At 39.4% G+C, this 21433-nt stretch carries 19 protein-coding genes, 1 rRNA gene and 1 riboswitch; of the genes, 1 reads left to right on the top strand and 19 read right to left on the bottom strand.

Features of this window, described 5'->3' with window-relative positions; genetic code table 11:
- Nucleotides 1–3: 3 nt before the first annotated feature.
- The 5 genes from pcrA to PI85_RS17685 all read right to left on the bottom strand — a co-directional run bounded on the left by pcrA (nucleotide 4) and on the right by PI85_RS17685 (nucleotide 6260).
- Nucleotides 4–2256: a DNA helicase PcrA gene (gene pcrA / locus PI85_RS17705; RefSeq protein ID WP_036120687.1), complete on the bottom strand. Its 2253-nt coding sequence runs from the start codon at nucleotides 2254–2256 to the stop codon at nucleotides 4–6.
- Between the two features lie 32 nt (nucleotides 2257–2288).
- Nucleotides 2289–2978, bottom strand: coding sequence for a heptaprenylglyceryl phosphate synthase (locus tag PI85_RS17700; RefSeq protein ID WP_036120689.1), 690 nt, complete (start codon nucleotides 2976–2978; stop codon nucleotides 2289–2291).
- Between the two features lie 113 nt (nucleotides 2979–3091).
- Nucleotides 3092–3409: a YerC/YecD family TrpR-related protein gene (locus tag PI85_RS17695; protein WP_008173656.1), complete on the bottom strand. Its 318-nt coding sequence runs from the start codon at nucleotides 3407–3409 to the stop codon at nucleotides 3092–3094.
- A 15-nt stretch (nucleotides 3410–3424) separates the two neighbouring features.
- A complete protein-coding gene (locus PI85_RS17690; RefSeq protein WP_036120692.1) occupies nucleotides 3425–4480 on the bottom strand; it encodes a DUF3048 domain-containing protein in 1056 nt (351 codons plus the stop codon).
- A 58-nt stretch (nucleotides 4481–4538) separates the two neighbouring features.
- Nucleotides 4539–6260, bottom strand: a complete 1722-nt coding sequence (locus PI85_RS17685) for an adenine deaminase C-terminal domain-containing protein (RefSeq protein WP_036120695.1) — start codon at nucleotides 6258–6260, stop codon at nucleotides 4539–4541.
- Between the two features lie 199 nt (nucleotides 6261–6459).
- On the opposite strand from PI85_RS17685, the gene PI85_RS17680 reads away from it, so the two are divergent.
- Nucleotides 6460–6885, top strand: a complete 426-nt coding sequence (locus PI85_RS17680; RefSeq protein WP_052059900.1) for a YgaP-like transmembrane domain — start codon at nucleotides 6460–6462, stop codon at nucleotides 6883–6885.
- 113 nt (nucleotides 6886–6998) lie between these two features.
- Here PI85_RS17680 and purD read toward each other — a convergent pair whose 3' ends face one another.
- The 14 genes from purD to rrf form a co-directional block, all read right to left on the bottom strand.
- Nucleotides 6999–8255 (bottom strand): phosphoribosylamine--glycine ligase, encoded by a 1257-nt coding sequence (gene purD, locus PI85_RS17675; protein ID WP_036120698.1) that lies wholly within the window; start codon nucleotides 8253–8255, stop codon nucleotides 6999–7001.
- A gap of 73 nt (nucleotides 8256–8328) precedes the next feature.
- Complete coding sequence (gene purH, locus PI85_RS17670; RefSeq protein WP_036120701.1) at nucleotides 8329–9855, bottom strand: bifunctional phosphoribosylaminoimidazolecarboxamide formyltransferase/IMP cyclohydrolase; 1527 nt, start codon at nucleotides 9853–9855, stop codon at nucleotides 8329–8331.
- A gap of 114 nt (nucleotides 9856–9969) precedes the next feature.
- Complete coding sequence (gene purN, locus PI85_RS17665; RefSeq protein ID WP_036120704.1) at nucleotides 9970–10539, bottom strand: phosphoribosylglycinamide formyltransferase; 570 nt, start codon at nucleotides 10537–10539, stop codon at nucleotides 9970–9972.
- Nucleotides 10539–11594 (bottom strand): phosphoribosylformylglycinamidine cyclo-ligase, encoded by a 1056-nt coding sequence (gene purM, locus PI85_RS17660; RefSeq protein ID WP_036120708.1) that lies wholly within the window; start codon nucleotides 11592–11594, stop codon nucleotides 10539–10541. Before purM ends, purN begins: the two co-directional genes overlap by 1 nt.
- A 92-nt stretch (nucleotides 11595–11686) precedes the next feature.
- Nucleotides 11687–13111 (bottom strand): amidophosphoribosyltransferase, encoded by a 1425-nt coding sequence (purF, locus tag PI85_RS17655; protein WP_008173665.1) that lies wholly within the window; start codon nucleotides 13109–13111, stop codon nucleotides 11687–11689.
- Nucleotides 13087–15321, bottom strand: coding sequence for a phosphoribosylformylglycinamidine synthase subunit PurL (purL, locus tag PI85_RS17650; RefSeq protein ID WP_036120711.1), 2235 nt, complete (start codon nucleotides 15319–15321; stop codon nucleotides 13087–13089). Before purL ends, purF begins: the two co-directional genes overlap by 25 nt.
- The gene (purQ, locus tag PI85_RS17645) at nucleotides 15308–15991 is read right to left on the bottom strand and encodes a phosphoribosylformylglycinamidine synthase subunit PurQ (protein ID WP_025115757.1); all 684 of its coding nucleotides are present in this window, start codon (nucleotides 15989–15991) and stop codon (nucleotides 15308–15310) included. Before purQ ends, purL begins: the two co-directional genes overlap by 14 nt.
- 2 nt (nucleotides 15992–15993) lie before the next feature.
- Nucleotides 15994–16242, bottom strand: coding sequence for a phosphoribosylformylglycinamidine synthase subunit PurS (gene purS, locus PI85_RS17640; RefSeq protein ID WP_008173668.1), 249 nt, complete (start codon nucleotides 16240–16242; stop codon nucleotides 15994–15996).
- Nucleotides 16243–16244: 2 nt separating this feature from the next.
- The gene (gene purC / locus PI85_RS17635; RefSeq protein ID WP_036120716.1) at nucleotides 16245–16955 is read right to left on the bottom strand and encodes a phosphoribosylaminoimidazolesuccinocarboxamide synthase; all 711 of its coding nucleotides are present in this window, start codon (nucleotides 16953–16955) and stop codon (nucleotides 16245–16247) included.
- 129 nt (nucleotides 16956–17084) lie between these two features.
- Nucleotides 17085–18380 (bottom strand): adenylosuccinate lyase, encoded by a 1296-nt coding sequence (purB, locus tag PI85_RS17630; RefSeq protein ID WP_008173672.1) that lies wholly within the window; start codon nucleotides 18378–18380, stop codon nucleotides 17085–17087.
- 13 nt (nucleotides 18381–18393) lie between these two features.
- Nucleotides 18394–19518, bottom strand: coding sequence for a 5-(carboxyamino)imidazole ribonucleotide synthase (gene purK, locus PI85_RS17625; RefSeq protein WP_036120721.1), 1125 nt, complete (start codon nucleotides 19516–19518; stop codon nucleotides 18394–18396).
- Nucleotides 19515–20003 (bottom strand): 5-(carboxyamino)imidazole ribonucleotide mutase, encoded by a 489-nt coding sequence (gene purE / locus PI85_RS17620; protein WP_008173674.1) that lies wholly within the window; start codon nucleotides 20001–20003, stop codon nucleotides 19515–19517. The genes purK and purE overlap by 4 nt, the downstream gene beginning before the upstream one ends.
- Nucleotides 20004–20208: 205 nt before the next feature.
- Nucleotides 20209–20307, bottom strand: a riboswitch (purine riboswitch).
- Between the two features lie 93 nt (nucleotides 20308–20400).
- Nucleotides 20401–20595 carry an NETI motif-containing protein gene (locus PI85_RS17615; protein WP_025115753.1) on the bottom strand — a complete coding sequence of 65 codons (195 nt, stop codon included), beginning with the start codon at nucleotides 20593–20595 and terminating at the stop codon, nucleotides 20401–20403.
- A gap of 574 nt (nucleotides 20596–21169) precedes the next feature.
- Nucleotides 21170–21285, bottom strand: a 5S ribosomal RNA gene (gene rrf / locus PI85_RS17605).
- Between the last annotated feature and the right edge of the window lie 148 nt (nucleotides 21286–21433).

Raw genomic sequence — 21433 nt, 5'->3', positions numbered from 1 at the left:
CGCTTACGCTTTTTCAATCGGTGCAAATTGTGCCAGTAATCGCTTAATACCAATTGGTTGTGGAAAAGCAATATCAAGCTCAGTACTATCACCTTCGCCTTTTACACTTACAACCATACCTGTGCCCCACTTTTTATGGACGGCTTTATCTCCAGCCTTCCAGCCATACTGATCTCCGCCTGTTGATTGTAAGCGAGCTGTGGCAGGCTGAGTTTGTTGAACGGACCCAAGTGTACGTTTTTGATAACCACCTGTTGAACGATTGCTAGTAGCAAACGGTACATTCGTTTTAGCACCAGCTTTGGAAATAGACTCGGTAATATCTTCAGAAATCTCACCTAAAAATCGGGAAGAATTATTAAAGCTTGAACGGCCAAAAATTGTACGGCTTTGTGCACATGTTAAATATAGACGTTCCTCTGCACGCGTCACACCAACATACATAAGGCGGCGTTCCTCTTCCATTTCATCTTGATCATCAAGGGAGCGTGAATGAGGGAAAATGTTTTCTTCCATACCGATAATAAAAACAATAGGAAACTCCAAGCCCTTAGCAGCATGCATCGTCATTAAAATAATATTTCCCTTGGATGCATCCTCTTTATCAAGAGCATCGATATCAGCTATTAATGCTAAATCCGTTAAAAACGCTATGAGACTTTTATCATCACTGCGCTCCTCAAATGCTTTTGTGACAGATAAAAATTCTTCAATATTTTCTAAACGACTTTCAGCTTCTATTGTCTTTTCATTTTGTAGCATTGTGCGGTAGCCAGATTTATCAATGACTTGCTCAACTAGTTCTGTGACCGATAAATATTCTTGCATTTCTGTAAAGCCTTTAATCATTGCATAAAATTGTTCTGCTGAGTTCGCTGCTTTCCCAGACAGACCCATGAAAATGAGATCATTCATAGCATCAAAAATGGAGCGATCCTGCTCGATAGCATAGCGGGCCATTTTCTCAAAAGATGTGGCACCAATACTACGCTTTGGTTCATTAATAATACGTGCAAGTGATAAATCATCGTCATTATTAGCAATTAGGCGCAAATAAGCAAGTAAGTCTTTAATTTCTTTTCGATCATAGAACTTTGTCCCGCCAACAATTTGATAAACCATATTAGATTTAACTAGCACTTCCTCCATCACACGAGACTGAGCATTCGTACGATATAATATGGCAAAATCATCAAATGTACGATTTTCCTTTTCCATCAACTGTTGGATGGTTTGTACAACAAATTGTGCTTCTTCCTGCTCATTATAAGCTTTGTATAACGCAATTTTTTCACCCTCTGCATTTTCTGTGCGCAGTTCTTTTGGATAACGTGTTGTATTATTTTGAATGACGTCATTTGCTGCTTGTAGGATGCGTTTAGTCGAACGATAATTTTGTTCAAGCATAATCACTTTAGCATTCGGATAATCCTTTTCAAAGGAAAGGATATTACCAATATCTGCACCACGCCAGCGATATATTGATTGATCAGAATCCCCTACAACACAAATATTTTTAAATTTCTTAGCTAATAATTGCACAAGTAAGTATTGGGATTTGTTAGTATCCTGATATTCATCTACATGAATATATTGAAATTTATTTTGATAGTATTCCAGCACTTCTGGTACACGCTTGAACAACGTAATAGTTGTCATAATTAAATCATCAAAATCAAGGGATTGGTTGCGACGTAATCTTTTTTCATAACCTTTATAAACACGTGCAACGGTTTGTTCATAAGGGTTTTTATCATTCATTTGACCCGCGTAATCATCTGCTGTAATGCACTCATTTTTGGCTGCACTAATAGCATTTAAAATTGCTCGTGGCTCAAACCGCTTCGGATCGATATTCTCATCCTTCATTACATTTTTGATCACCGAAAGTTGATCCGTAGAATCTAGAATCGAAAAATTACGAGATATGCCTAGTTGATCAACATTGCGACGTAAAATTCTCACACACATGGAGTGGAAAGTTGATACCCACATACTATCGCCAGTCCCATTGCCTAGAATACCGTCAATACGCTCTCGCATTTCTCGAGCAGCTTTATTAGTAAATGTAATGGCTAAAACTTTGGATGGATATACTTCCTTTTCTATGATTAAGTAAGCAATACGATGTGTTAATACTCGTGTTTTTCCTGATCCAGCACCAGCCATGATCAGTAGTGGTCCCTCAGTGGTTTTGACTGCTCTTTCTTGTTCAGGATTCATCCCTGCTAGTAAATTTTTTGTTAACTGTTCCATTTCGCACCGCCTTACAAACATTTGTTCTAAAATTATAACGTATTTTTAACAGCCTTAACAGTCGCAAGTGCCACTTTTAAATCATCATAAATAATATTTCCAACTACAACCGTATCTGCGAACCGGGCCATTTCCTCTGCCTGCTTGGCTGATGTAATTCCCCCACCATAAAAGAGCTTAGTATGCTTCAATTCATTTTTCACAGCACTTACTATCTCTGGATTTCCGTAAATTCCACTGTACTCTAAATAAAATACGGGAAGTTTAAAGAAATTTTCTGCCATACGTGCATAGGCTACGATATCGTCAATTGATAAATTGGTTGTAGCACCTGTTACTTGTGCCACTTTACAATCAGGATTTAAAATACAATAACCTTCTGCAACTAATTCATCCCACACCATGATATCTCCAAATTCTTTAATAGCTGCATGATGCAAATTTTTAATCCATTTTGGATCATCGCTATTTAATACCGTCGGAATGAAGTAATAGTCATAGCCCGGTGTAATCGCATCAATCGTGGAAATTTCTAAAGCTATCGGGACTTCGAACCTTCTAACACGAACAAGTAAATCTAATACCCCATCCAATGTCACATTATCTGTGCCACCGACTAAAATAACATCAGTTCCAGATTCACAAATTTTTTCTAAGTCTTCATCTGAAATGTCCTTTGCAGGATCTAACTTGAACACATGTCTCCATTCTAAATAATCCATTTATTTTACCACCTATCGTTTTCTATCTATTCGTTTACAAGTATAGCTTATGATGAACGACAAAAAAATGAAAAAGACTGAGTAGAACTTCTACCCAGTCTCATTTTCAACTATTATTTTGGTGCTTGAAACGGTTTCTCATCAGGATACAAACGACCTAGCATTTCATCATATGTATCGTTTCCATAATCAAAGCAACGACGAACACGTGAAATCGTTGCAGTACTTGCACCCGTTTCCTTTTTAATGGATTCATAGGTTTTCTTTAAACGCAATAAATGTGCAACCTCAAAGCGTTGTGCCAACGATTGAATTTCACTAATCGTACATAAATCATCAAAAAACTTATAGCATTCTTCGATGTCTTTCAGCTCTAACACTGCTTTAAATAATTGATCTGTTTGATGCCCTCGAATTTTTTCGATTTGCATGCAATTTTCCTCCCTTTAAGGCTGCGTTTTCACCATTGCTTGTAACCCTGGTGAAGATGGTACAAAATGGACCCAAGACTTTCCTGGTACTAGCTTTACAGGCTCCCCTGATTGCTCCACAGCCGTTGGTATTCCATTCACATTAGCCCATTTGACTTCCCTCAAATAGCCATTTTGAAATACATACGCATTTCCACCAGAAGTTAAATCAATTGTTTGGCGACCAATATCATCCACTATTTGGTGATCCATTTCAAAAAATAGAACATTTGCCAATGATAATGCTTCGCCGGTTAACATATCTTTTGTGTCCACGCCAGCCGATTGTCGTTCATAGTGATTACTTTGATGATCATACACATACGAATTGTGGAAATCTTCATTATTTCCGTAGTAAATGTCAACTTGACTTGTTTCAATGCCTATTTTACCACGTTCATCGGGTTCATAAAAAGCCTGAAGTACTTTTTCACTGTAATTCATTGAAGCGCCTACCATTTCAGCACCCTTTAGTATCTTTTCTGATGTAATATATGAATTGTGTGGTGCAATTCGTTCGCTTGATCGTTTAAAAAGAATACCATCATAAGCCATTCCATTGATATTATCGACTACACGATTATCTAGCATCGTTTTCGCCTCTGGACTATAGCCATGAGCTACATAAAAGGCATCGAAACCTTTTGCCATATCGATAAAATAGGAGCGTGCACTACGAACAGGTCCTATATTTTCAGGCAGCTCGCTTTGATACACTGCTAAAAAGCGAGTCACATTACCTTCTGCCAGCATCTCATAAATGATATCAGCTGCAGCTAACCCTGATTGCGGGCGTGCGGCTGGATGATTATTAATCGTCACGATAATAGGCCGCTGAGTTATTTCTTCTTGTACTGCTTCTCCTGTAAGTGGGGCTACGAATGCTGGTTGCTGCACATGGTCATCAACTACGGTTTCTTCCTGTGCTACAGTCTCATCTTCTTCTTTGACCTTTGGAATATCCTTCGAGCATCCTCCGATCACTAAAGCGCTAAATGCCATAGCCATTAATAACTTCCTTGATTTGAACACAAGCATTACTCTCCTTTGAACATTTACATATGAAAGTAACTGTTTACACTTTCATACATTAGCGCATAACAGCAGGTAATAATAACTTATTCTTCATTACATCGAAAATCCCTTTTGGTGTGATACGAATATATGGTAAATGGGTGGACTGTAAAAATAATAATGTGTAAATAGCATCCCCTAATTGATACCCACGATCTGCTAAAGCTTGCTTTAAAGCTTTTTCTTTCTCTGTTAGCGTCAATACATCCCCATCATATAAAAGCCCACCAATGGATAATGGTATATCTGCAATGACTTCCCCTTTTTCTACAAGGACAATGCCACCATTCATGGCCTTCATTTCTTCAAACGCTTTGATCATATCTTCTTTATTTTTTCCGATTAATAAAATATCGCCTGTGTTTGAGTAGGACGATGCAAAGCCTTGAACACCTGTTGCAAATCCTTTAATCATTGTATTTACATGCCAGTGACCTTGTCGGTTTATTAACATTAAATAGCACTCATCGTGATTAGCCAGTTGCCCTTCTCTAGTAATTAATGAATTATAAGGTTTTGTAATGACATCATTCACAAGCTCAATTCCAAAAGGCATTGAAAACTGGAAATCTTGTGAGTCTAAGGAAAAATCTAAATTGAACGCAGGGATAGCAGAATAATCGATGGCTGCCAGTCTATGAACACGTTCTCCATCACGTTTTAGCCAAACACCTTTTGATAGGACACTTTCTGGTACAGGATGATATTCATCTTGTAAAATATTAAGTGAGGCAAAGCGACCTGTCGCGATAAAACCATGTAAATTGGACATATTATAATAGCGTGCTACATTATACGAAGCCATTTGGTAGGCATCAATTGGAGAAACTCCTGCATCTAAGGCTACTTGAATACATTTATCCATCACGCCATCTTCATGGAACGAAGGTGGTGAACCATCTGTTGTCATCATTAAATGATCAAAAATCGGAAGCTCTTTTTCTACGATTCCTTTTAGTAGATGCGGTAAATCTGGTCGAATGGATGAATGACGTAATGTAACAGCATAGCCTTGCATGATACGACGTTCCACTTCTTCCACTGTCATCGCTTCATGATCGCCATCTGCACCAAGAAGTTTCATACGAGCTAAAGTTCTCTCGGAGGCACCAGGGAAATGACCTTCGATTTTTTTACCTAGTCCCTTTGCCATTTGCATGCGATACAGCATTTGATCGTCCCCATGTAACAGCTTAGGCCAGCCTGTCAACTCTCCACCAAGCAAAACATCACTTCGCTCTAACCATTCTAATATAGATGTGTTAGAGAATACCTCTTCCTCCTGCTCCAATTCGGTTTGCGAATCAAAGCGAGTCCACCAATAAAAAGAAAACGGTAACTTTTTCAAATGATCTAAAATTGAAAACGCTTTCTTATTTTCTAAATTTAAAACAAAACTTAAATTATCGGAAATAAAAGTCGTCGTCCCTAGCTGACCACAAAAATCTGCAAAGGATTGTGGATGATACAGCTGGAAAGGATGTACATGTGGCTCAATATAGCCTGGTACAATAGTTTTCCCTGTACAATCCACCACTTCTGTTCCTTCTATTAAAGGAGGCATTCTGTCACCAGCATAGACAATGCGGTCCCCTAAAATCCAAATGTTTCCTACTATCCACTGTTTCAGCATACTATGCAAATACCTTGCATTTTTCAACACAATATCAGGTGCCTTTTTTCCATCAATTACTGCTAATTGCTGACGTATTTTTGTTATTTTCCATACTGGATCCATGCTATTCGCTCCTTCCTAAAATTACGTAATTTTTCATTGTGTAAAACCAATTTGGAATCACATACTACTATTGCATATCGCATACTTTCATAAAATTTATGCTTTATGCAATCATCTTGTTTCAATCGTAACACAGCACTTTCATAAAGCAAAGTGCACCTCGCCTATTTTTTCCACAATGACTAAAGGAGGAAGTATTATGATGCAGCAAGCAAATTTAAGCGAAAAAAATGCATTTTGTCGTTTTGCCATGGGTACAAGTTTGACAGCATTTGGTATCGCTAAAGTTTCAAGAAATCCTAATTGTACAAAGGGTCGATTGATGATTGCATTAGGAGCCATGAAAATGGCAGAAGGACTCTTTAAATATTGTCCAACCAAGGCTCTCATGAGCACTAATATGCAAAATGCCATGAATACCTCTATGCAAAGTATGTTCAGTGGGCAAAATTCTATGTCCTCTGAGCAAATCGATAAGCTCATGAAGGATTTCTCTTCTGCAATAGCTGGCAATTCTTCAGGTTCACAAGCAACTGCTTCAAAGGAATCTGATACCAGCGCTTCAACCCAAAATTCCTCAACAAGGAGCAATTCTACATCGAATAATGCTCAAAACCCTTCTTAGTCAAAGGAGCCGTCCCAATCTAATTTGGAGACGGCTCTTACCTCTTACGTTTGAAACTTTAAGAGGTTTCATCAGAGGAGTAAAAATATTTTAAATTTTAGTGAAAATAATGATTATTTGAATGTACGCCAGCCAATATCTTGGCGGAAGAAAAAGTGATCCCAGGTTTCTTTAGCAATGCCAGCATATACTTTTTGCTGTGCTTCTTGTAAAGTAGGCGCTTTAGCCCCAACTAACAGGACACGACCACCATTCCCAACAAATTGACCATCTACTAATTTTGTACCTGCATGGAATACAGCATATGACTTAGATAGTTCCTCTAAATTTGGTAATGCTTTGCCTTTTTCAACATCGCCTGGATATCCTTCAGCTGCAATAACAACACCTAGCATAGCATCTTCCGACCATTGCAAATCAAATGGCTGCTCGTTCATTAATGCCATCATAAATGCCCCAAAGTCGGAAACCATTCGAGGTAAAACTACTTGTGTTTCTGGATCACCAAAACGAGCATTAAACTCAATAACCTGAGGGCCTTTCTTCGTTAAAATTAAGCCTGCATATAAAATACCTGTAAAGGAAGCGCCATCCGCCTCCATCCCTTTAACAGTTGGCTCAACAATCGTTTGGTAAGCAATATCTATAACTTCTTGTGATATTTGTGGTACTGGAGAGTAAGCACCCATCCCACCTGTATTAGGTCCTTTATCACCGTCATACGCTCGTTTATGGTCCTGTGCAATCACCATAGGATAAATTTGTCCTTTATGCACAAAAGACATAAAGGAGAATTCTTCCCCGTCTAAAAATTCTTCGATGACTACGCGAGAAGATGATTCACCAAAGCGTTGATTGCCAATCATATCTTGTACAGCTTCAATAGCTTCTTTCTCTGTCATCGCCACAACAACACCCTTACCAGCTGCTAAGCCATCCGCTTTAATAACAATGGGTGCGCCTTGTTCTTTAATATAAGCAATAGCTTGTTCTGCTTCAGTCAATGTTTTATGGGCTGCTGTTGGTATATTGTATTTATTCATCACTTCTTTTGCATACGACTTACTACTTTCTATTTGAGCTGCCGTCTTTGTCGGACCAAAAATACATAATCCACGAGCTGTAAAGAAATCGACAATGCCTTCAGCAAGCGGTTGTTCTGGGCCGACAAAGGTTAAAGCAATATCATTTTCCTTGGCAAATTGGGCAAGTCCTGCAAAATCCATTGTGTCAATACTAACAACCTCTACCTCGCCTCGCATTCCGTCATTTCCAGGTGCTACAAATACTTGGTTAACGGATGGAGAAATGCTAAATTGTCTAGCGATTGCATGCTCACGACCGCCACTTCCGATTACTAATACATTCATTTTAGAGAATCCTCCTCTTTGTAAGTAAGACCGAGATGAACCCACATCTCGGTCTGTTTAATGTCATTATTAATTAATGTTTAAAATGGCGTACGCCTGTAAATACCATAGTAATGCCGTATTCATTCGCTTTATCGATTGAATCTTGATCTTTAATAGATCCACCTGGCTGAATAATAGCTGTAATACCAGCTGCAGCTGCAGCCTCAACAGTATCACTCATTGGGAAGAATGCATCTGATGCCAATGCAGCACCTTTTGCTTTTTCACCAGCTTGCTCAAAGGCAATTTTCGCAGCACCAACGCGGTTCATTTGACCAGCGCCTACACCAAGTGTCATTTGAGAATCCGTTACAACGATCGCGTTTGATTTAACATGCTTAACAACAGACCAACCAAGTTGCAATGCTTCCCATTCTTGTTTTGTTGGTTCACGATCTGTTACTACCTTTATATCTGCATTGGCAAAACCATAGCGATCCGGTTCCTGTACAAGAAGACCGCCCTCTACAGATACTACATTAAATTGATCTTGCTTCGCTTGCTCGAACGGAATTATTAATAAGCGAATATTTTTCTTTTTCGTTAAAATATCGAGTGCCTCTTGTGAGAAAGCAGGAGCAATAATAATTTCTAGGAAAATATGACTTAGCTTCTCAGCAGTTGCTGCATCCACTTCCATATTCAGAGCGATAATTCCACCAAAAATAGATGTTGGATCTGCTTCATACGCTTTATCAAATGCTTCCTCTAGTGTGACACCTGTTCCAACTCCACAAGGATTCATATGCTTTACAGCAACTGCAGCTGGCATTTCAAACTCTTTCACGATTTGCAAAGCTGCATTCCCATCTTGAATATTGTTATAGGATAACTCTTTACCATGTAATTGTGTTGCATAAGCTAATGAGAAATCAGAGCCAAGACGTTTTTGGTAAAATGCCGCTTTTTGGTGCGGATTTTCACCATAGCGTAAGTTCTGCTTTAATTCATACGTCATTGTTAAGCTCTCTGGGAACTCTTCTTCTGTCAAATAGTTCGAGATATACGAATCATAGGCGGCTGTGTGACGGAAAACCTTTGCAGCCAATTTACGACGTGTCTCAATTGTTGTGGCACCACCAGCTTTTAGTTCCTCTAATACTGTTGCATAGTCATTGCTGTCTACGATGACTGTTACATATTGATGGTTTTTTGCAGCGGATCGTAACATTGTAGGGCCACCGATATCAATGTTTTCAATTGCATCATCCCATGTTACATTAGGCTTTGAAATTGTTTCAACGAAAGGATAAAGATTGACACAAACAATTTCTATTGGCTCAATTCCATGCTCATTCATTTGTGCCTGATGAGAGTCATCATCAAATTTCCCTAATAAACCACCGTGAATCATTGGATTTAATGTTTTAACACGGCCATCTAAAATTTCTGGAAACTTCGTTACTTCATCTACTGCTGTTACAGCTACTGCATTGTCCTGTAGCATTTTTTTAGTACCGCCAGTTGATAAAATTTCATAACCTAATGCTACTAATTCCTTTGCAAATTCTAAAATACCATCTTTATTGGAAACACTGATTAATGCACGTTTTGTCACAACAATATCCTCCTAATTTTTATCGTGCTCTTGCACGAACTAACTTGCTGTCAAAGATTCATAGAGTTAGGTGTTGAGTGTTGAGTAAGGTTCTCGACCTAACTCCTCCTTCAGTTATTGTAATAATTGCTGTAAAGCCTTTGTATATAATAAATGCTCTTGCTTATGGATAGCAGCTTCTGTTGCCTCTCGATTTCCTTCAATAACAGGTACAGCAGCCTGTGCGATAATTGGGCCAGTATCCATTCCTTCATCAACAAAATGCACCGTTACACCCGTTATTTTCACCCCATGATTCAATGCTTGTCCGATAGCATCCTTCCCAGGAAAGGCTGGTAATAAGGAAGGATGAATATTAACAATTCTCTGTGGAAAGGCTGCTAATAATACATCACTAATTAAACGCATATATCCTGCAAGGACAATCCATTTCACATCGCACTCATGTAGAGCATCGACAATTGCTGACTCGTAAGCGGCTTTCGAGGGAAAATCTTTCGGGTTCAAGGCTAACACTGGAATTTCAAAGTGTTCAGCACGTGTCACTACATATGCACCGGGCTTATCTGTCACTACTAGCTCAACCTTTGCATGCAGTTCCCCACGTTTAATAGCCTCCTGAATGGCTTGAAAATTACTACCGCTTCCTGATGCGAACACGGCAATTTTTGTTGGTGCAGTCATTACACTAAACTCCCATCATGTGTCCCATTAAACACTACTCCGTCTCCTTGAATGACACGACCGATTGTATAAGCCTTTTCACCATTTGCTTCTACCGCTGCCATAACTCTATCAGCTTCTGCTGCTGGAACAGCTATGACAAAACCGATCCCCATATTAAACACATTATATAAATCCTTATCCTCTAATTGACCTTTATCCTTTAGGAATTCAAAGATACGTAATACAGGCCATGAACCTAAGTCAATTTCTGTTGCTAATCCTTCAGGCATCATACGTGGTAAATTTTCATAGAAACCTCCACCAGTAACGTGGGCACAGCCGTGAACATCTGCTGCTTTTAAAGCCGCTAATACAGGCTTAGCATAAAGCTTTGTTGGGACTAATAGCGCCTCACCGATTGGACCTAAATCTTCATAGTTTTCTACAATGGCATCCACCGCATATTGATGATCTGCAAAGACAATTTTACGTACTAAAGAATAACCGTTTGAATGCACACCACTCGAAGCAATACCAATAAGTACATCGCCCTCGACAATTTTTTCTCCTGTCACAATGGCAGACTTTTCACAAGCCCCCACCGCAAAGCCAGCTAAATCATATTCATCTTCTTCATATAGACCTGGCATTTCTGCTGTTTCGCCACCAATTAGAGCTGCACCAGATTGCACACAGCCATCCGCTACCCCTTTAACAATTTGCTCAATTTTTGCAGGCTCTGCTTTCCCAAGTGCTACGTAATCTAAAAAGTATAGCGGCTCCGCTCCTTGTGCAACGATATCATTCACGCACATTGCTACACAATCCACACCAATAGTATCGTGCTTGTCTACCATGAATGCTAGCTTTAGCTTTGTCCCTACACCATCAGTTCCTGAAATAAGAACAGGTTCTTTTAGATTTAGTTCTGACAAGTCAAACATACCACCAAAGCCACCAAACGTTCCCATGACACCTAGCCGGTTCGTACGTTCTACATGAGATTTCATTCGTTTTACAGCTTCATAGCCCGCTTCAATATTTACACCTGCTTGTTCATATGCCTTTGACACGCAGAGTTCCTCCTTATCATCTAAATCGCCTACGAGTACCCTAGAATTTTTTATAATCTTCTAGAAGACACTCATTCATTGCGATGTATTTCTTAACGTAATAGTTCCTTTTCATGTGGTAAGATGGTATCCGGGAAAATCTCAGTTGGATATTTACCTGTAAAGCATGCAAGGCATAGTCCACGGTTTTCATCTTCATATGGACGTGCAATGGTCTCAACCATGCCTTCAACAGAAAGGAAAGTCAGAGAATCTGCACCAATTACTTCACGAATTTCATCTACTTTATGACTAGATGCAATAAGTTCCTCATGTGTTGACGTATCAATGCCATAATAACAAGGATTTGTCATAGGTGGGGACGAAATAACCACGTGAACCTCTGCTGCACCAGCATCTTTTAACATTTTGACAATTCGACGTGAAGTTGTTCCGCGTACAATAGAATCGTCCACCATAACTACGCGTTTACCTTTGACAACTTGAACAACTGGTGAAAGCTTCATTTTCACACCACGTTCGCGTAATTCCTGTGTCGGTTGAATAAAAGTACGCCCTACATAACGATTTTTAATCAGACCAAGTTCATAAGGTATACCACTTTCTTCTGCAAAACCGATGGCAGCTGAAATACTAGAATCTGGTACCCCAGTTACAACATCAGCCTCAATATGTGCACATTCACGAGCAAGCTGTTTCCCCATACGTTTACGTGCCATATGGACATTAATACCATCAATATCCGAATCAGGACGTGCTAGATATACATATTCCATCGCACACATAGAACGCTTTTCCATATCAGCAAAGCGGTCTGACTTAACGCCCTCATCGTTAATAATTAATAATTCACCTGGTTCTACAGAACGAACGAATTCTGCTCCTATTAAATCAAATGCACAAGTTTCAGAAGCTACTACCCAGCCTTCTCCTAACTTTCCAAGAGAGAGCGGGCGTAAACCATGTGGATCACGTGCAACAAGCATTTCATCCTTTGTCATAATTAAGCAAGAATACGCACCCTTTAATAATGAAAGGGCATTTTTCACCTTAGCTCTAAATGGTGAATGCGAACTTTTCTTAATAAGATGCGCCAGCACTTCTGTATCAGAGCTAGAATGAAAAATACTACCTTGTCGCTCTAAATACTGTTTCAGATGTGTCGCATTGACTAAGTTACCGTTATGGGCAATGGAAAGGCTGCCAGTTGAGGAATGGAATAATAATGGCTGTACATTTTCAATACCGCCACCACCAGCAGTTGTATAACGAACATGGGCAATTGCTGCTTTGCCGTTCACTGCCTTTAATTTATCTTCGTTGAAAACATCATTAACTAGTCCTTCGCCTTTCACCGCGCGAAGGTGCTGACCATCAGAAACGACGATACCTGCGCCTTCTTGACCACGGTGTTGAAGAGCATGAAGCCCGTAATAACTAAGGTGTGCTGGATTTGGGTTACCCCAAATGCCAAACACCCCACATTCTTCGTTTAAGCCTCTGAGTTCAGCAAGCATGGGATTGCTCCTTTCCAATTAGAACGGAATTCCTCCACTGTACCTTCTACAAGCACACCTTTGTCCCCGTTGATTTTAACAAGTGCATCGTTTGTTACGACACCAATTTTATGAGCATCTTTGATGATTTCGACAAATGCAGCTGCATGTTCTTCTTTAACTGTGACAACAAAACGTGATTGACTTTCACTGAATAACGCAGTTGTAGCAGAACCCGTTAATGCAACGTCAACACCAAGTCCATTTGCACTGAAAGTTTTTTCTGCGATAGCCACTGCAAGTCCACCTTCAGCCACATCATGTGCAGACTGCACAAGACCAGCTTTTATAGCTTTTAATAAAGCCTGCTGACGTGCTGCTTCCATCTCTAGATCGATAGCTGGTGCCTTCCCAGAAATAACGCCATTATTTAATAATTTTTGAAGCTCTGAACCACCGAACTCAGTCGTTGTTTCCCCAATGACAAATACGATATCTCCTGCGGCTTTTACTTCCTGTGTTGTAACATGGGCTAGGTCTTCAATTAGACCTACCATACCAATTGTTGGTGTTGGATAAACGGCTTCACCTGAACGCTCATTATAAAGCGATACGTTACCGCCAATTACCGGTGCATTCAATGCTGTACATGCAGCCGAAATACCATCAGCAGATTTTTCAATTTGCCAGAAGATTTCTGGCTTCTCTGGATTACCAAAGTTTAAACAGTCTGTAATTGCAAGGGGTGTACCACCAGAAGCAACAATATTACGAGCTGCTTCAGCCACTGCAATAGCGCCGCCTATCTCAGGATCTAAATAAATATAGCGAGAGTTGCAGTCTGTTGTCATGGCTAAACCTTTATTTGTACCACGTACACGAATAACTGCAGCATCTGAGCCTGGTTTAACAACAGTTGACGTACGAACCTGATAATCGTACTGATCGTAAACCCATTCTTTCGAAGCAATTGTCGGTGCTTTTAATAAAGCATTTAATGTTTCTTTATAATCCGTAACAGCTGGCTCTGTATTTTCAATTGCTTGGAACTGAGCATAGTAAGCAGGTTCAGCAGATGGTTTATGGTAAACTGGTGCATCCTCGGCTAACGCATCAGCAGGTACTTCTGCCACTACTTGTCCATCGTGTAAAAGACGAAGCATTTTATCATCTGTAACACGGCCTATTGCTACCGCATCTAAATCATATTTATCAAAAATCGCCTTAATTTCATCCTCGCGACCCTTTTTCACGACTAATAGCATACGTTCTTGAGATTCAGATAGCATCATTTCGTATGCTGTCATACCTGTCTCACGTTGAGGTACTAAATCTAAATTCATTTCTACACCAGAACCAGCCTTTGAAGCCATTTCTGCTGAAGAGGAAGTAAGACCAGCTGCGCCCATATCTTGAATCCCAACTAGAGCATCAGATTTTACAACTTCTAAACATGCTTCAAGTAAAAGTTTCTCCATGAATGGGTCCCCTACTTGTACTGCTGGACGTTGATTTTCTGATTCCTCTGTTAATTCTTCTGAAGCAAATGTTGCACCATGAATTCCGTCCCGTCCTGTTTTCGCACCCACGTACATAACTGTATTTCCAACGCCTGCTGCAATACCTCGTTGAATATCTTTATGATCAATTAAGCCTACACACATGGCATTAACAAGTGGATTCCCTTCATAGCAAGGATCAAATTGAATTTCGCCACCTACTGTAGGGATACCGATACAGTTACCATATCCAGCTATCCCAGCTACGACTTCTTCAAATAGATATTTACCGCGGGCTGATTTTAATTCACCAAAGCGTAATGAGTTCAGCATGGCGATAGGACGTGCCCCCATAGAGAAAACATCACGGATAATACCGCCCACACCAGTGGCAGCCCCTTGGTATGGCTCAATTGCAGATGGATGGTTATGAGACTCCATTTTAAACACTACGGCTTGCTCGTCACCGATATCAACAATACCTGCACCTTCCCCAGGTCCTTGTAAAACTTGTGGCCCCTTTGTAGGGAATTTACGTAATACTGGCTTTGAATTTTTGTATGAGCAGTGCTCAGACCACATTACTGAGAAAAGACCTGTCTCTGTCCAATTAGGTAGACGTTTTAAAATATCTTCTACCAATTCAAATTCTTCGTCTGACATCCCCATACCAGCGTATAGCTTTTCATCTTTAATTTGCTGTGCTGTTGGCTCAAACTTAGTTGTTGACATGATTTTCCCTCCACTGCTTCACAATTGATTTAAATACTGCTAAACCGTCTGCGCCACCCACCAGTGCATCAACAGCTCGTTCTGGGTGAGGCATCATCCCTAATACATTGCCGCGCTCGTTTATAATCCCTGCGATATCTTCTAAAGAACCGTTTGGATTGTCACCTGAGTATGTGAATACGATTTGATTATTATCTTTTAGTGATTGTAAAGTCTCCTCATCACAGTAGTAATTCCCTTCACCATGTGCGATTGGGATATGAATAATTTGACCTTGCTCGTATTGGTTTGTGAATAATGTATTGTTGTTCTCTACTTTTAGCTGCACTGTACGGCACATAAACTTCAAGTTTTTATTGCGTAATAAAGCACCTGGCAATAGCCCTGCTTCTGTTAGAATTTGGAATCCATTACATACACCTAGTACAGGTTTACCAGCGTCTGCTGCTTTCTTAACTTCTGCCATAATGTTAGATTGATTAGCCATTGCACCACAACGAAGGTAATCTCCATATGAAAATCCTCCAGGTACTAATACGCCATCAAAGCCACTTAGATCTGTTGCTGTATGCCATACATATTCTACTTCTTCACCTAGCTCGTCTTTAATCGCATGATACATATCGATATCACAGTTTGACCCAGGGAATACGAGTACTGCGAATTTCATGATTAGTTAGCCTCCTCGACTTCATAACGGTAGTCCTCAATTACAACGTTCGTTAAAACCTTTTCACACATTTCTTTTACTAGAGTATCAATGTCACGCTCTGAATCTTTAATTGAAAGTTCAAGATATTTACCGATACGTAAATCCTCTACTTCACCGTAGCCCATTTTAGCTAAAGAACCCTGTACTGCAGAGCCTTGTGGATCAAGAATACTCTCACGTAATGTTACATAGATTTTTACTTTTTTCATTGTTATTTGCCTCCGAGTCTAGAAAGTATAATAGTATAAACTTCAGTTAAATTACCAAGGTCTCTACGAAAAACATCTTTGTCTAACTTTTGCTTCGTTGTTGCATCCCAAAGTCGACATGTATCTGGTGAAATTTCATCTGCCAATAATACATGGCCATCTGCATCACGGCCAAACTCTAATTTAAAATCAATTAGTGTCACATTGACATCAGCAAAGATTGGCTGTAGAACTTTGTTAATAGCTAGTGCCTTATCGTAAATAGACGATACTTCATCAGACGTTGCAAGCTCCAGAACATCTATATGCTCAGTTGTAATGAATGGATCACCTAACTCATCGTCTTTATAGTAAAACTCAACGATTGGTCGTTTTAAAGGTGTGCCCTCTTCAAGACCAATACGTTTTGCTAAACTTCCTGCAACTATATTACGAACGACTACTTCAATCGGAATAATATCTACTTTTCTTACAAGTTGTTGCGTATCGGATAATTGTTTTACGAAATGTGACGCAATTCCGTTTCCTTGTAATTTTTCGAAAATTAATGAAGTAATGCGATTATTTAAAATGCCCTTACCTTCTATTTCCTCTTTCTTTTCACCATTGAATGCAGTCGCACTATCCTTGTACTCAACAAGCAGCACATTCGGCTCCTCCGTTGTATACAATTTTTTTGCTTTACCTTCATACAAAAGTTGACCTTTAGTCATTCGTTTTTCCCCCTGATATTATGAGATACGCTTTTATGAATGATCAGAATCGAACCGTGTTCTCCACGGTTCAATTCTGAAGCATTTACTGGTGGCTCTAACATTTATTTTTTATTGGCGAAATAAATATTAGTTAAGTCCTAAACGTTCAAAAATCATATCCACATGCTGTAAGTGGTAATTGTAATCAAAGCACTCATCAAGCTCTTCTTTTGTTAAATAAGATGTGATTTTTTCACTTGCATCGACTAATGTGCGGAACTGTACCTGCTCGTCCCATGCTTGCATAGCTAAAGGCTGTACAGTATCATAAGCTTCCTCACGTACTAATCCTTTATCAATTAATGCTAACAAAATGCGCTGAGAGTAAATAAGACCATATGTGCGAGTCATATTACGTTTCATGTTTTCAGGGAATACTGTTAAGTTTTTCACTATATTACCGAAGCGACTTAACATATAGTTAAGAGTAATTGTTGCATCCGGTAAAATAACGCGTTCTGCAGAAGAATGAGAAATATCACGTTCATGCCATAAAGCGACATTTTCATAAGCTGTCACCATGTATCCACGCATTAAACGAGACATTCCAACCATGTTTTCAGAACCGATTGGATTACGTTTATGTGGCATTGCTGATGATCCTTTTTGACCTTTTGCAAAAGCTTCTTCCACTTCACGCGTTTCAGATTTCTGTAAACCGCGAATTTCTGTTGCAAATTTTTCAATGGAAGTAGCAATTAAAGCTAATGCTCCTAAATATTGCGCATGACGATCACGCTGTAAAGTTTGTGTTGAAATTGGTGATGCAGCCAGACCAAGTTGATCACAAACATATTGCTCAACGCGAGGATCGATATTGGCATATGTTCCAACAGCGCCAGACATTTTCCCTGTTTCAATAACTTTAGCGGCTGCTTCAAAACGTTCCAGGTTACGCTTCATTTCCTCATACCATAAACCAAGCTTTAAACCGAAAGTTGTTGGCTCTGCATGAACGCCATGTGTGCGGCCCATCATCACTGTATGTTTATGTTCTTTTGCCTTTGCAGCAATAATATCAATGAAATTCACGATATCTTTACGTAAAATATCATTTGCTTGTTTGATTAAATAAGAAAGTGCTGTGTCAACTACGTCTGTAGAAGTTAAACCATAATGTACCCATTTACGTTCCTCACCAAGTGTTTCCGAAACGGCACGTGTAAAGGCTACTACGTCATGACGAGTTTCTTGTTCAATTTCTAAAATACGGTTCACATCAAATGAAGCATTTTCACGAATTTTAGCAACATCCTCTTTCGGAATATCACCTATTTCTGCCCACGCCTCACAAGCTAGGATTTCTACTTCTAGCCAAGCTTGATATTTATTTTGTTCTGTCCATATTGCGCCCATTTCGGGTCTTGTGTAACGTTCAATCATTGCGTATCTCCTTCTATTCTGACCAAATGCCAGAACTCTCGATTTGTTGTAATGTTTCTTCTAAGTTTTTTGTCATAATCGTTACATGGCCCATCTTACGGTTGACCTTAGCTTCAGCTTTCCCATAAAGATGGATAGACCATTCAGGATATTTAGCAATGGAGTTACTCAATGGCACGACATGCTGCCCTAATACATTGATCATAATGGATGGTGCCCAAAGTTCTGGCTTACGTAATGGCCAACCACAAACAGCTCGTATATGCTGATGGAATTGTGAAACATTACACGCCTCTATTGAATAGTGACCTGAATTATGAGGTCTTGGTGCTAATTCATTAATAACAATGCCACCATCTTCTAGCACGAACATTTCTACCGCTAACGTTCCTACTAAATGTAAGTAATCAGCAATTTTTAAAGCTTCTCGTTCCGCAGCCTGAGCTGTGCTTTCTGTTATGCGAGCAGGCACAATTGTTTCATGCAGAATATGATGAACATGAATGTTCTCTCCAACTGGCTGACAATACGATTCACCACTACCATTTCTTTGAACAATGACCGATACCTCTTTTACGAAGGGTACGAATCCTTCTGCAATACATGAAGAATGCGTGAAGAGTTCTTTCGCTAATGGAAGATCTTCAGTTGATTTTAATAGCTGCTGTCCCTTGCCATCATAACCACCTCTTGCTGTTTTGACTATACAAGGATAACCAATCGAATCAATATTGGCTACTAATTCTTCATAAGTTTTTGCAACAATATATGGTGCTACTGGGCAACCAGCTTTCACAATAGCTTCTTTTTCGGTTATACGGTTTTGTGTAATGCGTACCAACTCGGCCCCCTGAGGAACATAAGCCATTTGTGATAAACGTTTTAAGCCTTCATAATCAATATTTTCAAATTCATATGTGATAACATCACTGACTTCTGCAAGTTCTTCTAAAGCAGATTCATCATCATATGGAGCTACAATGCGAACATCTGCCACTTGCCCACAAGGTGAGTCCATTGCTGGTTCAAGTACAGCAATTTTAAAACCAGACTCCTTTGCAGCAAGAGCCATCATTCGACCAAGCTGTCCCCCACCTATAATACCTATCGTTTGTCCAGGATAAATAATTTTTGTCACACTAAGTCACCTGTGCTTTCTAATACTTGCTGCTTTGTAGCTTCACGTCGAGCATCTAATGCTTCAGCAAGTTCTGCATCTGTCGTTGACAAAATTTGAGCAGCTAGTAAACCAGCGTTTGTTGCTCCCGCTTTCCCAATAGCTACAGTTGCTACAGGCACACCACCAGGCATTTGAACGATGGATAACAGTGAATCAAGCCCATTCAGCGCACGTGATTGAACTGGTACACCGATTACAGGTAAAGTGGTTTTAGCTGCTACCATTCCAGGTAAATGTGCGGCTCCACCTGCCCCAGCTATAATTACTTGTATTCCCCGTTTGCGTGCTGTTTCGGCATATTCAAACATTAAATCTGGTGTTCGATGTGCAGATACAACCTTCTTTTCGTACGGTACTTGTAATTCGTCTAAAATATCACATGCATGTTTCATTGTTTCCCAGTCACTTGAACTACCCATAATGACACCGATTTTCGGATTCATAAATTGTCGCTCCTTTTAAACGATAGAAAAATGATCAATTATTGTGCAAGCCTCTATATGAATAGCTCTGCAATTTTTACCTTTTTACAAAGAAAATCCTCAAATAAACTACTCTCTACCTTTACGCGTGAAAGCAGCTTACTTGAGGACTTATTAGGGCAAGAATTTGTCAATGTACAAACCGTACATTAATCTTCTCATAAAAGCCAAAAGTGCTTTCCCGCATAGTCCAGCATTTACGGTGCCGGGTAGAGACACTAGAGCCAATCCTCTAGCATATATGTGGGATTTATTTGTTTTTCCTTATCACATTTTAACAAGGGATTGTATTATCGTCAATGCAAAAATGCGAACATTTTTTATAAGCTCAAAAAAAATGTTCGGATTTTAGTCAAAATCATTCCATATCTTGAGTAGGTATAGCTTTAAATTGAATTTTTTGACGTAATAACGTGGGTTCTCCATCGACTAAGTGAAAAAGGGGCTCTTCTTTTCGACCAATAGCCATGTACCCATCGTGTCGCATTCTTTCTAAACATTCTTCAATGGACTCGTTTTCTTGTACTTCATACCAAATTTGCTTCTTTCCCAACTGTTTCTCCCTTTCAATACATTAATTTATTTCCTAGCACTTGTTCCTTCATTATACCTTGAGATGCCTTAGGAAGTGAGCAAGAACTTATTAATTGTTTAGTAAATATAAAAAAACTGCGGATGGATACCGCAGTTTAGATTACCGTTCAGCTAAATCCATACAAAGCTTTAATATAGATGCCTAGAAATAGTAGCAATAAAAATGAATGTAGGACAACAAGAATGAAACGATACTCTCCTTTAATACCTAAAAGGGCACTAACAATACCTATTCCACCTAATATAAATGGCATTAATACACTGATATCATAAAGGAATTTAAAAAAACTCCCATACCATTTCGTAGAATCATAACCAAACAGTAAGAGTGTGAGGAGTAGGCAAAAAATCGAAAGAGACGAAAAAATAGTATACCTCATTTTCATTCCTCCGTTATTCTGTTCAAGTATAAGTAGGAAATGCTATCTATGTTAGTTACCTTTTCATCTGTATAAATTTAATATGTAGTGTACCACGATTTTTTTAGTTGATAAAATAAAAAAGCCATGGAAGATATCCATGACTTCATAAGTGCCTAGCGACGTCCTACTCTCACAGGGGGAAGCCCCCAACTACCATCGGCGCTAAAGAGCTTAACTTCCGTGTTCGGTATGGGAACGGGTGTGACCTCTTTGCCATCATCACTAGACTATTTTTGGTTTCCAATATACATCGCATTTCTTCGTCAGCTTCTGTCGTTCAGTCAGTCACGTACTTGAGTACGCTCCTTCCCTCTCTCCATTGCTTTCTCGAACTACTCGTATCTTGAAACCCTTTATAAAAGAAATTATTCTTTC

The organism is Lysinibacillus sp. A1 (genome assembly GCF_000801965.1).
Lineage (GTDB): Bacteria > Bacillota > Bacilli > Bacillales_A > Planococcaceae > Lysinibacillus > Lysinibacillus fusiformis.
Note: the sequence above shows the minus strand (reverse complement) of the source record. Positions and strands in the feature narration are given on the sequence as shown.